The organism is Streptomyces sp. NPDC059499, assembly GCF_042749285.1.
Classification (GTDB): domain Bacteria; phylum Actinomycetota; class Actinomycetes; order Streptomycetales; family Streptomycetaceae; genus Streptomyces.
Window position 1 is genome coordinate 169,181 of the sequence record NZ_JBHYTT010000016.1, and the last position, 13,567, is coordinate 182,747.

At 69.7% G+C, this 13,567-nt stretch carries 13 protein-coding genes and 1 riboswitch; of the genes, 6 read left to right on the plus strand and 7 right to left on the minus strand.

Translation table 11 applies throughout. The features are described from left to right. Positions 1-45: 45 nt before the first annotated feature. Positions 46-684, minus strand: a complete 639-nt coding sequence (locus tag ACFW9O_RS29850; protein WP_384613584.1) for a GNAT family N-acetyltransferase — start codon at positions 682-684, stop codon at positions 46-48. A 92-nt stretch (positions 685-776) separates the two neighbouring features. On the opposite strand from ACFW9O_RS29850, the gene ACFW9O_RS29855 reads away from it, so the two are divergent. Further along, entirely contained in the window at positions 777-992 is a 216-nt protein-coding gene (locus ACFW9O_RS29855; protein ID WP_356424057.1) for an EF-hand domain-containing protein, read from the plus strand. A gap of 214 nt (positions 993-1,206) precedes the next feature. Here ACFW9O_RS29855 and ACFW9O_RS29860 read toward each other — a convergent pair whose 3' ends face one another. Then, on the minus strand, positions 1,207-2,184 hold the full coding sequence (locus tag ACFW9O_RS29860; protein ID WP_384613587.1) for a terpene synthase family protein: 978 nt from the start codon (positions 2,182-2,184) through the stop codon (positions 1,207-1,209). 477 nt (positions 2,185-2,661) lie between these two features. Between ACFW9O_RS29860 and ACFW9O_RS29865 the strand changes: the two genes are divergently transcribed. Beyond that, positions 2,662-3,231 carry a hypothetical protein gene (locus ACFW9O_RS29865; protein WP_384613588.1) on the plus strand — a complete coding sequence of 190 codons (570 nt, stop codon included), beginning with the start codon at positions 2,662-2,664 and terminating at the stop codon, positions 3,229-3,231. A 133-nt stretch (positions 3,232-3,364) separates the two neighbouring features. On the opposite strand, the gene ACFW9O_RS29870 is transcribed toward ACFW9O_RS29865, so the two are convergent. From ACFW9O_RS29870 to gcvT, 5 genes are all read right to left on the minus strand, one after another. Further along, positions 3,365-3,901 carry a hypothetical protein gene (locus tag ACFW9O_RS29870; RefSeq protein WP_384613590.1) on the minus strand — a complete coding sequence of 179 codons (537 nt, stop codon included), beginning with the start codon at positions 3,899-3,901 and terminating at the stop codon, positions 3,365-3,367. A gap of 273 nt (positions 3,902-4,174) precedes the next feature. Continuing rightward, positions 4,175-5,560, minus strand: a complete 1,386-nt coding sequence (locus tag ACFW9O_RS29875; RefSeq protein WP_351168809.1) for an L-serine ammonia-lyase — start codon at positions 5,558-5,560, stop codon at positions 4,175-4,177. A 154-nt stretch (positions 5,561-5,714) separates the two neighbouring features. Beyond that, on the minus strand, positions 5,715-6,974 hold the full coding sequence (gene glyA / locus ACFW9O_RS29880) for a serine hydroxymethyltransferase (protein ID WP_356424066.1): 1,260 nt from the start codon (positions 6,972-6,974) through the stop codon (positions 5,715-5,717). An 18-nt stretch (positions 6,975-6,992) separates the two neighbouring features. After that, positions 6,993-7,370, minus strand: a complete 378-nt coding sequence (gcvH, locus tag ACFW9O_RS29885) for a glycine cleavage system protein GcvH (RefSeq protein ID WP_356424070.1) — start codon at positions 7,368-7,370, stop codon at positions 6,993-6,995. A gap of 91 nt (positions 7,371-7,461) precedes the next feature. Beyond that, entirely contained in the window at positions 7,462-8,583 is a 1,122-nt protein-coding gene (gcvT, locus tag ACFW9O_RS29890; protein WP_351168815.1) for a glycine cleavage system aminomethyltransferase GcvT, read from the minus strand. 157 nt (positions 8,584-8,740) lie between these two features. Beyond that, a riboswitch (glycine riboswitch) is annotated at positions 8,741-8,838 on the minus strand. A gap of 188 nt (positions 8,839-9,026) precedes the next feature. On the opposite strand from gcvT, the gene ACFW9O_RS29895 reads away from it, so the two are divergent. The 4 genes from ACFW9O_RS29895 (at position 9,027) to ACFW9O_RS29910 (ending at position 13,412) form a co-directional block, all read left to right on the plus strand. Beyond that, a complete protein-coding gene (locus ACFW9O_RS29895; protein WP_351168817.1) occupies positions 9,027-9,701 on the plus strand; it encodes an AAA family ATPase in 675 nt (224 codons plus the stop codon). A 152-nt stretch (positions 9,702-9,853) separates the two neighbouring features. After that, entirely contained in the window at positions 9,854-10,621 is a 768-nt protein-coding gene (locus tag ACFW9O_RS29900) for an enhanced serine sensitivity protein SseB (RefSeq protein ID WP_384613592.1), read from the plus strand. Between the two features lie 145 nt (positions 10,622-10,766). Continuing rightward, on the plus strand, positions 10,767-11,558 hold the full coding sequence (locus tag ACFW9O_RS29905; RefSeq protein ID WP_384613593.1) for an enhanced serine sensitivity protein SseB C-terminal domain-containing protein: 792 nt from the start codon (positions 10,767-10,769) through the stop codon (positions 11,556-11,558). Positions 11,559-11,744: 186 nt separating this feature from the next. Beyond that, positions 11,745-13,412, plus strand: coding sequence for an ABC transporter substrate-binding protein (locus ACFW9O_RS29910; RefSeq protein WP_351168823.1), 1,668 nt, complete (start codon positions 11,745-11,747; stop codon positions 13,410-13,412). Positions 13,413-13,567: the final 155 nt, after the last annotated feature.

Below are 13,567 nucleotides of genomic sequence, written 5' to 3' on the forward strand. Positions count from 1 at the left end.
GGGCCCGGCACCACCCCGGGCCCGACCGCACCGTCCGGATCGGCACTACCCCGGGATCAGCAGCGCCTCCGAGCCCACCGGCCTGAACCCCGCCGCCTGGAACGTCCGTACGCTGCGCGCGTTGCCCGGCGACTGCTGCGACCACACGAACGGGTCCGGCACCAGCTGCCGGGCCGCCCGCGCCAGCCGCGCCCCGAGCCCCCGGCCGCGTGCCGCCTCGTCCACCTCGATCGCGGTCTCCCAGTGCCCGGCGACCCCTCGGCCCAGCAGCACCACACCGCCGTCCGCGGCCCAGACGCGTACCTCGTCCCGGTACTCCATCGCCCGCGCCACCCGGGGGTGCTCGGGGTCCTGGATCTCCCGCAGGGGCAGTTCCGGGCCGCCCGGCAGCGCGTCGGCGACCGTCAGCAGATCGATGGTGTTCGTCCGGCGTCCGGTGCGGGCCAGCAGCGCGCACAGGAAGTGCGGGTTCATGGTGGCGCCCAGCGCGTCGGCCGGGGTGGCGGCCAGCGTGGACCGTATCCATCGAGGATCCTCGTCGGTGAACACCACCGAGTGCGCGGTCAGCGCGAGCACACCGGCGTCGCGGACGCTCGGCTGTTCCACGATGGTGGTGGTGCCGTCCGGCGCGGGAAACGCCCCGCGCGCCGCCGCGGCGAGGATTTGGGCAAGCGTGTCGGCCATGCCTCCATGATCACCGACCGGCCGCCGCACCGCGCCGGATTTCCGCCCGATAATCTGACCACGTCAGCAACGCTTTACGAAGGGGCGGGACAGTGGCGGACATCGAGTCGGCGCGCAAGGCATTCGAGCAGTTCGACCAGAACGGCGACGGCCTGATCACGGCGGTCGAGTACAAGAGCGCCATGGCGCAGCTCGGCGACCCGTTCGTCACCGAGACGGTGGCGCAGGCGATCATCAACGCGCATGACGCGAACGGTGACGGACAGCTCACGTTCGAAGAGTTCTGGGCCGTTCAGAACAAGGGCTGAGTGCGGTGGGCCCCCGGCCGGTGACGCGGGGGCCGACTCGTCGGCGGAGCCTGACGGATCTGGCCGATTGTGACCGGTGCGGCCGGTGGTCCGGTGATCGTCCCCGCTCGGCCGCGTCCCGTCACGGCATGGTGGAGCCCGCCCCGATCACGGCCGACAGGGCCCGGGGACCCCGCTGCCGGGATCCTCGGGCCCTGTCGTGGCGCGTACGCCCTCAGGCGGCGAAGTACTGGGACAGCGTCTCGCGCCGGTCGACCTCGACCAGATCAGGACGCGTATAACGCTCGGCGCGCGCGTGGTAGTCGAAGTCGCCGCGGACCAGACCGCGATAGTCCCGCGCACAGCGCTCCAGTGCCGCGCGCGTCTGTCCGTCGATACCCGCGGCCTCTATTTCCTCGGCCAGTTCCTTTTCGGCACGCTGAACTCGCTCGGCGATGCGTGCCAGTTGAATTCCGGCCTCGTCGACAGCCTCCTGGAGAGTGGACCTGCGGTCCCGCTGAATGAGGCGGACAGCATTGTGCTCGTAACCGAGAACTGCTTCCTTCTCGAAGGAGCAGATGTCGTTGCACAGACCCGAGTGGTCGGTCACCGCGTTCCGCAGTGCGATGTATGCGGGAAGGCTGCGGGCCGATTCCGGGAGATCGATCCCCGCGGTGATCTCATGGAGGTCCAGGAAGGGCTGCATCGCCACCGAGTCGCGGCGGTGCTTCACGAAGTCGGCCCGGCTCGGCACCTGTCCGGCGGCGCGTTCGACGGCCTCCGCGTAGTAGGTCCACAGCCAGGACACGGTGTCTCGGCGGAACTGCCGGATCCAGACGGGTGACCTGCCCAGGCAGGTCCGCTCGCGCAGGCCGTGCAGTGCGCGCTCCATGGGGCCGTGCGGTTCGGCGCCGTCCAGGACGTCCACCAGGCGGGCGATCGCCTCCTCGCACATGTGCGGGTCGCGTCCGGCCGGTCCGTCGTCGAACTCGTCGTCGACGAGGAACGCCCAGAAGAGCCACTGGCAGAAGAGATCGAGATGCTTCTGCGAGGCCTCAGGGAATATCAGGGATATCCAGAGTTCGGGGCGGGTTCGGAGCATCTTCTTGCGGGCGACCGGAGTCAGGGCCAGACCGTTCGCATCCGCCCATTCCCAGGCGGCCTTCTTCGTTTCCTCCACACCTGGGTTACACCCTGCGCTCTGGAACGGCATATGAAACACCGGTAAAACAATCTGGCTCATTGGTGCCCCTCGTCGAGAATGCTGCGAATGAAGGATGGGAGCGGGGATTTCATCGGCGCGACGTACAGGTGCCGGCCCGCCTGGGCGGACACTGTGCACCGACCGGCTCTGGCCAGAGGGTCACCGTACGAGGTGAGGCGACCGTCGCGGTCCTCCTTCCTCTGCCAGGGGCCTGGACATCGGAGCCGGATCCGCGAGCCGGTGGGGCGACCGCGTCACCATGCGTCACGTCAAGTGAACCCCTTGTGGGCGACAGAGGGAAGCCACTTGTGACCGAAATTGCATGATCACGGCGAACAGCTGCTCATCTATGAGCGCTTAGGGGGCTTCTGAGGTTGGGCGCCGTGTCAGCACGGTTCGGCACTGTCGTAGCCTCGCTTTCCCCGCTCCGGCTGCTGGTCCCCACCGGACCGTGAAGCCCGCCGACCCACGACCCTCGGGAGACCCGTGCCGCCCCGGAAACACCCCACCCGGCCGCCCGCCCTCCCCGGCGCACTGCTCCTGGCCACCGCCCTGCTCGCCACCGGCGTGAGCGGCTGTTCCGCGCTCTCCCCCTTCAACACCTGTGACGACACGGCGACACGCGTGAAGGCGCTGCGATCCCAGCCGGTCCTGGAATCCGTTCCGGCGGGGGCGACCGTTCCCAAGGGCCTCGCCCCGGAGCCCGCGGGCTGCATCGACGACAGTGGCGACGCCTGGCTGCACGCCGAACGCATCTACGTCTTCCCCGGCCCCCGGCAGGAGGTGGTGGACTTCTACCGCGCCACCGCCGAGGCGGACGGCTGGCGCCTGCAGTCCGCACCGGAAGGCCTGAGCAGTCCCGAGACGACGGCGGGACTGTGCTTCACCAAGGGCGGGGACGGTGATGCCCTCCTGCTGACCGTGCAGTTCACCTCGGCCCGCCAGCTGAAGATCGAGCACGGCTACGAGGCCGGACCGGAGTTCGACTCGGGCTCCGGATTCGAGATAGAAGTCGGATCCGAGGCGGACGGGGCGAAGACCGGCTGTTTCGACTGACGCCCGGGCCGGCCCGTGCTCCTGGCACTCGATGATGTTCACCGCGAGTCCGCCTCGGGCCGTCTCCTTGTGGTCGACGTTCAGGCCGGTACCCACAGCAAGCAGGTTTGCGACGGCCCCTTCCGATGCCTGCCTACTTGATCAGGGAATTCGCGACAATGATCATGAGGCCGATCAGCATGTCCATGGCTCCTGCCCGGCACGAGGACAGCCATCCGTACCCGGCGTTGCGGGCGGCCGCGGCGCCCCAGCCGAACAGGGCGACGGTGTTGAACAGCAGGGCCACGTCCACAGCCGTGGCCTCTGCCCACCACCCGGCTACTGCGGCAAGCAGTATCGCCACCGTGGGCAGCACCGCGGCGACCAGCGGCCACTCGGCGAGCACCAACCGCACTCTGCTCGTGGTGGCTGCCCCGTCGCCCGAAGCACGCCGGGCGATGACGTGCGCGTACCCATGGGCGGCGCTCGATGCCAGCGCGGTGAGCAGTACCCACAACGCGTCCTGACCGGGATCGGCCTTCTCGCCCGTCGCGTCCAGCGCGGCCACCAGAGCGCTGGCCAGCACCAGTCCGTAGATGCCGCTGAACAGCGAATGCTCCGGCGGACGGTGCCGCGTGATCCGCCCTGGTGCGACGCTCTCGGGGCGGACGGGGTTGGCGCGGTCGGGCATCGCATCGCCTCGGTGCGGGAGGAGGGCTGGGTCCGCACATGCTCACCCGCGTGGCGTCGGGGAACACGACGCCACGCGCTGCTCGCACGATTGTTGTGCCATAAGAGGAGGTCAGGACGCCGGTGCCGGGTGCCGTGCAATCACTCGGCCCCCTCGTGGCCGAGCGGCGCCGACGGGACTTTCACGGCTGTCCCGGGGACGTTCCGCTGCGTGAGCAGGGAAGGCCGTGACCGTACTGAAAAGGTGTGAACGCACTGGTCAGGGCTTATGTGCCTAGCACTCGATGATGTTCACCGCGAGTCCGCCGCGGGCCGTCTCCTTGTACTTCACGCTCATGTCCGCACCCGTCTCCTTCATGGTCTTGATGACCTTGTCGAGGGAGACCTTGTGGCTGCCGTCGCCGCGCAGCGCCATCTTGGCGGCCGTGACGGCCTTCACGGCCGCCATGCCGTTGCGCTCGATGCACGGGATCTGCACGAGGCCGCCCACCGGGTCGCAGGTCAGGCCCAGGTTGTGCTCCATGCCGATCTCGGCGGCGTTCTCCACCTGCTCGGCGGAGCCGCCGAGGACCTCGGCGAGGGCGCCCGCGGCCATCGAGCAGGCGGATCCGACCTCGCCCTGGCAGCCGACCTCGGCGCCGGAGATGGAGGCGTTCTCCTTGAAGAGCATGCCGATCGCTCCGGCGGCCAGCAGGAAGCGGACGACGCTGTCGTCCTTCTCGGCCTCGGTGCAGCCGCCCGCGGCGAAGTTCATGTAGTAGTGCAGGACGGCGGGGATGATGCCCGCGGCGCCGTTGGTCGGTGCGGTGACGACGCGGCCGCCCGCGGCGTTCTCCTCGTTGACGGCCATCGCGTAGAGGGTGATCCACTCCATCGCGTTGGCCTGCGGGTCGCCCTCGGCGCGCAGCTGGCGGGCCGAGTTCGCGGCACGGCGGCGGACCTTCAGACCACCCGGCAGGATGCCCTCGGTGGCCATGCCGCGCGCGACGCAGGCCTGCATGACACGCCAGATCTCCAGGAGGCCGGTGCGGATCTCGTCCTCGGTGCGCCAGGCTTTCTCGTTCTCCAGCATGAGGGAGGAGATGGACAGGCCCGTCTCGCGGGCGAGCCGCAGCAGCTCGTCACCGGTGCGGAAGGGGTGCTTGAGGACGGTGTCGTCCGGGACGATCGGGTCCTCGCCGGCGACCGCGTCCTCGTCGACGACGAAGCCGCCGCCGACCGAGTAGTACGTCTTCTCCAGGAGGAGCGCGCCCTCGTGGTCGTACGCGAAGATCGTCATCCCGTTGGCGTGGTACGGCAGCGCCTTGCGGCGGTGCAGGACCAGCTGCTCGTCGGTGTCGAAGGGGATGTCGTGCATGCCGAGGAGGCTGATGCGCCCCGTGGAGCGGATCTCCTCGACCCGGCTGTCGGCGCCCTCGACGTCGACGGTACGGGGGGACTCGCCCTCCAGGCCGAGCAGGACGGCCTTGGGGGTGCCGTGGCCGTGGCCGGTCGCGCCGAGCGAGCCGTACAGCTCCGCGCGTATCGACGCGGTGTGGGCCAGCAGGCCCTCGTTCTTGAGGCGGCGGGCGAACATGCGCGCCGCGCGCATCGGGCCGACCGTGTGGGAGCTGGACGGGCCGATGCCGACCGAGAAGAGGTCGAAGACCGAGATGGCCACGGGATGACTCCTAAGGGGTTGGTAGACGCCGTTGTCTGCCGGGTGGTGCGGGCCGGGCCGGTGGGCCCGAAGAGCGCGGGGACAAGGGTGGGGGCACCGTGCTCACTGTTCAGTGTGCGCGGTGCCCCCACCCGACGTGCAAACTGCGGGTGACCTACTTGAGGCCGGGGTACAGCGGGAACTTCTCGGCCAGCGCGATCACGCGGGCCTTCAGGTCGTCGGCGTCGTAGGCCGGCTTCAGCGCGGAGGCGATGATCTCCGCGACCTCGGTGAAGTCCTCGGCCTGGAAACCGCGGGTCGCCAGCGCCGGCGTACCGATCCGCAGGCCCGATGTGACCATCGGGGGGCGCGGGTCGTTCGGAACGGCGTTCCGGTTGACCGTGATGCCGACCTCGTGGAGGCGGTCCTCGGCCTGCTGGCCGTCCAGCTCGGAGTTGCGAAGGTCCACCAGGACCAGGTGCACGTCCGTGCCGCCGGTCAGGACGGAGACGCCGACCTCGGTGACGTCCGGCTGGACCAGGCGCTCGGCGAGGATGCGGGCGCCGTCCAGGGTGCGCTGCTGGCGCTCCTTGAACTCCTCGGTCGCCGCCACCTTGAAGGAGACGGCCTTGGCCGCGATCACGTGCTCCAGCGGGCCGCCCTGCTGACCGGGGAAGACCGCCGAGTTGATCTTCTTGGCGAGCTCCTGCGTCGACAGGATGACGCCACCGCGCGGACCGCCGAGGGTCTTGTGCGTGGTGGTCGTGACGACATGGGCGTGCGGCACCGGGTTGGGGTGCAGACCCGCGGCCACCAGGCCCGCGAAGTGGGCCATGTCGACCATCAGGTACGCGCCGACCTCGTCCGCGATGCGGCGGAACGCGGCGAAGTCGAGCTGACGGGGGTACGCGGACCAGCCGGCCACGATCAGCTTCGGCTTGGACTCCTTGGCGAGGCGCTCGACCTCGGCCATGTCCACGACGCCGGTCTCGTCGACGTGGTACGGGACCACGTTGTAGAGCTTGCCGGAGAAGTTGATCTTCATGCCGTGGGTCAGGTGACCGCCGTGGGCCAGGTTCAGGCCCATGATCGTGTCGCCCGGCTTCAGCAGCGCGAACATCGCGGCGGCGTTCGCCTGCGCACCGGAGTGCGGCTGGACGTTCGCGGCCTCGGCGCCGAAGAGCGCCTTGATCCGGTCGATCGCGATCTGCTCGACCACGTCGACGTGCTCGCAGCCGCCGTAGTAGCGGCGGCCGGGGTAGCCCTCGGCGTACTTGTTGGTGAGGACGGAGCCCTGCGCCTCCATGACCGCGACCGGAGCGAAGTTCTCCGAAGCGATCATCTCGAGGGTGGACTGCTGGCGGTGGAGCTCGGCGTCGACAGCGGCGGCGACGTCCGGGTCCAGCTCGTGGAGGGAGGAGTTGAGAAGCGACATCAGGGGGTCCCTTGGGTCTCAGTTGCCGGAGAACTCGGAGTACTCGTCGGCGGAGAGCAGGTCCTTCGGCTCCTCCGCGACGCGCACCTTGAACAGCCAGCCGCCCTCGAAGGGGGCGGAGTTCACCAGCGCCGGGTCGTCCACGACGTCCTGGTTGGCCTCGGTGACCTCGCCGGTCACCGGCGAGTACAGGTCGCTGACCGACTTGGTCGACTCCAGCTCACCGCAGGTCTCGCCCGCGGTCACCGTGTCACCGACCGCCGGGAGCTGGGCGTAGACGACGTCGCCGAGCGCGTTGGCCGCGAACTCGGTGATACCGACCGTGGCCACGCCGTCCTCGAGGGCCGACAGCCACTCGTGCTCCTTGCTGTACCGCAGCTGCTGGGGGTTGCTCATGACCTGAATTCTCCTGTACGCGGGGGAGTGCTGATGAACGGTGGTCTTACGGTGTGAGACGGGACTACGTCACGTGCGGGACGCCCCGTTGTCACTTCTGACGCTTGTAGAAGGGCAGTGCGACGACCTCGTACGCCTCGTGGGTGCCCCGGATGTCTACGCCGACGCCCTCGGTGCCGGGCGCGGCGTGTGCCGCGTCCACGTACGCCATGGCGATCGGCCTGCCCAGCGTCGGCGACGGCGCGCCGGACGTGACCTCGCCGATGACCTTGCCGTCGGCAACGACCTGGAAGCCGGCGCGCGGCACCCGGCGGCCCTCGGCCACCAGGCCGACGAGCTTGCGGGGCGGGGCGGTCTCGGCGCGCTCGGCGGCGGCCCGCAGCGCCTCGCGGCCGACGAAGTCGCCCTCCTTCTCGAACTTCACGACCCGGCCCAGGCCCGCGTCGAACGGGGTCAGCGCGGTGGTCAGCTCGTGCCCGTACAGCGGCATGCCCGCCTCCAGGCGCAGCGTGTCGCGGCAGGAGAGGCCGCACGGGATCAGGCCGTGCGGGGCGCCCGCCTCGGTGAGCGCCGTCCACAGCTGCTCGGCGTGCTCGGGGGCGACGAAGAGTTCGAAGCCGTCCTCGCCGGTGTAGCCGGTGCGGGCGATGAGCGCGGGAACACCTGCGACGGTGCCGGGCAGGCCCGCGTAGTACTTCAGCCCGTCCAGGTCGGCGTCCGTGACCGCCTTCAGGATGGCGGGCGACTCGGGGCCCTGGACGGCGAGCAGCGCGTAGGCGTCGCGGTCGTCGCGCACCTCGGTGTCGAAGTCCCCGGCGCGTGCGGCGAGCGTGTCGAGGACGAGCTGCGCGTTGCCCGCGTTGGCGACGACCAGATACTCGGTCTCGCCCAGGCGGTAGACGATCAGGTCGTCCAGGATCCCGCCGTCCTCGGCGACGATCATCGTGTAGCGGGCCCGGCCCACGCCGACGGTGGCGATGTTGCCCACCAGCGCGAAGTTCAGGAAGGCAGCGGCCTGCGGTCCGGTGACGGTGATCTCGCCCATGTGCGACAGGTCGAAGAGTCCGGCCCGGGTGCGTACGGCGTTGTGCTCGTCGCGCTCACTGGCGTACCGCAGGGGCATGTCCCAGCCCGCGAAATCGGTCATGGTCGCGCCCAGGGAACGATGCAGCGCATCGAGGGCGGTGAGACGGGAGGCGGGGGCAGTGCTCATGGGCATGGCTCCAGGGCATGACGACAGAGGACGTTCCCTCCCCATCTGTCATCGGAACCTGAGAGGTTCGCCGAGAGCCCCTGAAAGGGTCAGCCCCTTCGGGGGTCGGCTTGCACCTTGGGTGGAGCCGCGCGAGCGGCCCGCTTTTCAGATCTGCCTCATCCACGCGGTACGGGGCCTGAGAGATTCAAGGGAGGAACTTGCTCCTTCGGCGCCCGGCGCACACAGTGACCGGGACTCTCCCGCGCGGATTCAAACGGCCGGTATGCAGTTGGCGGGGTCATCATCGCACGCATTGCGCCAGAGTGGGGCGAGCGGATCCGCGCAGGCACACCGGGCCGTTCGGGCGCCGACACGTGCGGCCGGAACGGGTTGTCCCGTATTACCTTTTCTTTACACTTCTTGGGCAGGTCAGGTGTGGGTGACTCGGCAGGGGGAGGGCGATGACGTTGCAGCCGTACGCGACGACCGCAGGGGCAGCGCGCGGTGCGGTGCCCGCGCAGCAGGGTGCCCGCGCTCGGGGGCTCCGGGGCACGCACGCTCCGGTGGTACGTGATCTGCGCGGCAGGAACGGGCTCGGCCCGCGCAGCCTGGACTTCGTGGCGGGCGATGTGGTGGTGGTCTCCGGACTGCCCGGCAGCGGGAAGTCGACGCTGATCCGGCGCGCGGTGCGGGAGCACGCCATCGACTCCCAGGACACCAGGGACCGCTGGGCGGCCTCCCTGCCCGCTTTACTCCCGTACGCCCTCTACCGTCCCCTGGTCCGTGCCGCGCACTACCTCGGGCTGTGGCGGGCGCTGCGCTCGGGCGGATCCGTCGTCGTGCACGACTGCGGAACCCAGGCATGGGTGCGGCGCTGGCTGGCCCGCGAGGCCGGGCGCCGGGGCCGCACGCTGCACCTCGTCCTGCTCGACGTCACCCCTCATGTGGCCAGGGCCGGCCAGCGCGAGCGCGGACGGGGCGTCTCCGGATACGCCTTCGCCCGGCACCGCGGTGCGGTCGGACGGCTGCTGCGCGACACGGAGAGTGGACTGCTGCCACCCGGTTGCGCGTCCGCGGTGCTGCTCGACCGGGAGGCCGCCACGGCGATCGAACGGATCTCGTTCGCAAACGCATAGACCGGTGAGCTCCGCCCGGCCGTCCGGAATCTGGACGGTCCGGTTGCCCCCGCCTGCGCTGTTTCCCGTGTCACTGCCGTCCTGGCGCGGCTCGGACCGAGCCCGGCTAAGGTTTCTGCCGCACAGCATGGCGAGAAAGGGACACAGACACCGTGGACATTCCGGCGCAGGCCCCCGTCCATCCGCAGCACGGATGGCCGGCCAACGAGCTCGAGGAAGTGCTCAGCGCCTCCCTCGGCGTGCCCGGGGCCGGCGGCCGCCTGGTCGAGGTGCTCGGCCGGAGCCGCGTCTGGGTGCCCCTGCCGAACGGCGGCGGGCCCGACAGTCCCGACCTCGACCTGCCGACGGTCGACATCGGCGGCGCCGCGTTCGTACCGGTGTTCAGCTCCGAGGCCCAGTTCCTTCAGTGCGTCGGCGCCCACATCTCGTTCACCGTCGCGCCCGCCCGCGAATTCGCCCGCGGCCTGCCCCCGCAGCTCGGCATCGCCGTCAATCCCGGCGGGGCGGTCGGTGTGCCGCTGCCGCCGCCGGCCGTCGCCGAGCTCTGCAGGGCCGGGCGCACCGCGCTGGACGGGCCTTCCGGCGGGCGGGTCCGGCTCTACGAGCCGGACTGGAAGGAGGACCCCGTCGACTTCCTCGCCGCGGTGGCCGGCGAATTCCAGGACATCGGTGTCGTGAGCACCGCGCGCAGGGCGCTGGCCAGCATCGAGGGCGACGACCCCGTCCTCTTCGTCGGCGTCGAGTTCGCGACCTGGGACGGCGCCGGACAGAGCGCCCCGATGGAGGCGCTGGGCCGTGCGCTGGGCCGGGTCCAGCTGCCGTGGCCGGTCAATCTGGTCCTCCTCGACGTGGCCCAGGACCCCGTGGGCGACTGGATGCTGGAGAAGGTACGGCCGTTCTACCGGCGCGAGGGGTACTGAGTCAGCTTCGCCCGTGGCGTCAAGCCGGTGTCAGGGGCGGCGCATAAGCTGGTTTGATGGCGAGGCCGCACCTGTTGTGCCCGGGTGCGGGACAACAGCACCGCGGCACGACGGGGCAGCGGAACGAAGAGGGGCGGGACCCAGGGTGAGTGCGTCAGGCACCGCGGAGGCCGGGCAGGTCGAGCACATGCTGCGGCAAGTGGCCCCCGGGCGCCCCGACGCCTACGAGGCGCTGCTGCGGGCCCTCACCGACGGCCGGGTCTGGATGCTGCTCTGGCACGGCACGGCGGGCTCCCCCGACGCCCAGTACGGCAACATGGAGATCGACGGCCTGGGCTACGCCCCCTGCGTGACCTCCGCCCAGGAGCTCTCGGCCAGCGGCTGGAACAGGTCCCACGAGCTGGTCACCGGCCGCGAGATCGCCCGGTCCCTCTTCCCCGACCGCTGGGGCATCTGGCTGAACCCGCATGCTCCCGGCGGCGGCGTCGGCATCCCCTGGCTGGACCTGCGCCGCATCGCGACAGGACTCGACCGGATGCCCGCCGGCCCGCTCCAGCTCTCCGAACCCGCCATCGAGATCCCGCAGTTCTACGCCCTTCTGTCGCAGAATGCCCACCGCACCCCCGCCGTCCGCGCGCTGCGCCGCGCCTGGGTGCAGCCCGCGCTGGGCGCTCCGTACCTCGCGATCGGGCTCGACCTCTACGACACGGGCCGGCCCTCCGTCGACGCGGTCCGCGCGATGATGCAGCAGTCGATCGGTGTGGTCCCCGACGGCCTGCCCGTCTCGACGGTGTCCATGTCCGACGAGTACGACCCCGTCGCCATGTGGCTGCGCGCCAACTCCCGTCCGTTCTACGACCGCGAGGCGCACGCCCCGGCGGGCCCGCCGCCCGCCGCCGCGCCGGGGTACGGCTACCCGCCCTCGCACCTTCGCTGAACCCGCCCCGATTTCGATCGGGTTAACAAGTGCGGGCAGGATGTCCCGTATCCAGTCGGTTTGTTGAGTGTCCGGGTCTCAGGTAGGTATCACCGCTATGCGGACTGTTCTCCGGGCTGCTTCGCGAATGTAGTGTTCGGGCGAATCAATACCTCTCCACACACTGCTGACCTGGGGTGGACCCACATGCGAATATTCAAGTCCCGAACTGTTCGGGTGATCACGGCGGCTGTCGCCGTCGGCCTGATCGCCACGGGCTGCTCCAGCGAGCGGGACAACGATGCCAAGGACGGAGCGAAGGACACCTTCGTCTTCGCAGGTGCGGGCGACCCCGGGTCCCTGGACCCGGCGCTGGCCAGCGACGGTGAGACCTTCCGGGTCACCCGTCAGGCGTTCGAGGCCCTGCTCGAGCACGAGCCCGGCGGTTCCAAGCTCGTCGGCGGACTCGCCGAGACATGGGAGAGCGACCCCGCCGGCAAGGTGTGGACGTTCAACCTCCGTAAGAACGTGAAGTTCCACGACGGCGAGGAGTTCAACGCCGCCGCGGTCTGCGCGAACTACGACCACTGGTTCAACTGGGCGGGTACGTACCAGTCCAGCGCGGTCTCGTACTACTGGCAGTCCATCATGGGCGGCTTCGCGAAGAACGAGGACCCCGAGGCGCCGAAGGCGAACTACAAGTCCTGCACCGCGAAGGACGCCAACACGGCGGTCATCGAGGTCAACGAGCCCTCGGCGAACCTGCCCGGCGGCTTCTCCCTGCAGGCCCTGGCGATCCACTCGCCGAAGGCCCTCAAGGAGTACGAGAAGCAGGAAGCGACCGCCAAGGGCGACGCGATCACGTACCCCAAGTACAGCCAGGAGGCCGGCACGGTCGCCGGCACCGGCCCGTACAAGATCACCAAGTGGAACAAGAGCAACAAGGAAGTCAGCCTCGCGCGCTTCGACGACTACTGGGGCGCCAAGGCCAAGGTGAAGAACCTGGTCTTCCGCACCATCGACACCGAAGAGGGCCGCCGCCAGGCGCTCCAGGCCGGTGACATCGACGGCTACGACCTGGTCGCGCCCGCGGACATCAAGACGCTGGAGTCCGAGGGCTACGAGGTCCCGACCCGTGACGTCTTCAACCTCTTCTACGTGGGCATGACCCAGTCGAAGAACCCGGCGCTGAAGAAGCCCGAGGTCCGGCAGGCCATCGCGCACGCCATCGACCGCGAGAACATCGTCAAGACCCAGCTGCCCGAGGGCGGCAAGGTCGCCACGCAGTTCATGCCCGACACGGTCGCCGGCTTCTCGGACAAGGTGAAGCAGTACCCCTTCGACACGAACAAGTCGAAGCAGCTTCTGAAGGCCGCCGGAGAGAGCAAGCTCTCGCTCGAGTTCTGCTACCCGACCGAGGTCACCCGCCCCTACATGCCTGCCCCGCAGGACATGTTCGAGCTGATGAAGGCCGACCTCGAGAAGGCCGGCATCACGGTCGTCCCGAAGGCCATGAAGTGGGCCCCGGACTACCTGGACGCCACCGAGGCCGGCTCCTGCGCCCTGCACATGCTGGGCTGGACCGGTGACTTCAACGACGGCTTCAACTTCATCGGTACCTGGTTCGCCGGCGCCGACAAGCAGTGGGGCTTCAAGGACGCCAAGGTCTTCGACTCGGTGAACGCCGCTTCGAAGGTCGTCGACCCCGCCGGTCGCGTCGAGGCCTACAAGAAGGCCAACGAGACCATCATGGAGTACCTGCCGGGTCTCCCGATCTCGTCCTCGCCGCCCGCGATCGCTTTCGCCAAGAACGTCAACCCGCCGAAGGTCTCCCCGCTGACGCAGGAGAACTTCGCCGAGGTCTCCTTCAAGTAACCGCACATCAGTGGGCTCGCCCGGCCACCCCGTACCGGGTGGCGGGCGCTCCCAAATTTCGACACGTCACAAAGGGGGCCGCGGGGGGGTGCGTCTCCGCGGTAGAACAATGGTACAGGACCAACCCACCCTGCGGGGGCGGTGGGGTGTGCTGT

Excerpts from the sequence above, each read along its gene's own strand:
- ACFW9O_RS29850 (WP_384613584.1), bottom strand. The coding sequence starts at position 684 with ATGGCCGACACGCTTGCCCAAATCCTCGCCGCGGCGGCGCGCGGGGCG.
- ACFW9O_RS29860 (WP_384613587.1), bottom strand. The coding sequence starts at position 2,184 with ATGCCGTTCCAGAGCGCAGGGTGTAACCCAGGTGTGGAGGAAACGAAG.
- ACFW9O_RS29870 (WP_384613590.1), bottom strand. The coding sequence starts at position 3,901 with ATGCCCGACCGCGCCAACCCCGTCCGCCCCGAGAGCGTCGCACCAGGG.
- glyA (WP_356424066.1), bottom strand. The coding sequence starts at position 6,974 with ATGTCGCTTCTCAACTCCTCCCTCCACGAGCTGGACCCGGACGTCGCC.
- gcvH (WP_356424070.1), bottom strand. The coding sequence starts at position 7,370 with ATGAGCAACCCCCAGCAGCTGCGGTACAGCAAGGAGCACGAGTGGCTG.
- gcvT (WP_351168815.1), bottom strand. The coding sequence starts at position 8,583 with ATGAGCACTGCCCCCGCCTCCCGTCTCACCGCCCTCGATGCGCTGCAT.
- ACFW9O_RS29895 (WP_351168817.1), top strand. The coding sequence starts at position 9,027 with ATGACGTTGCAGCCGTACGCGACGACCGCAGGGGCAGCGCGCGGTGCG.
- ACFW9O_RS29910 (WP_351168823.1), top strand. The coding sequence starts at position 11,745 with ATGCGAATATTCAAGTCCCGAACTGTTCGGGTGATCACGGCGGCTGTC.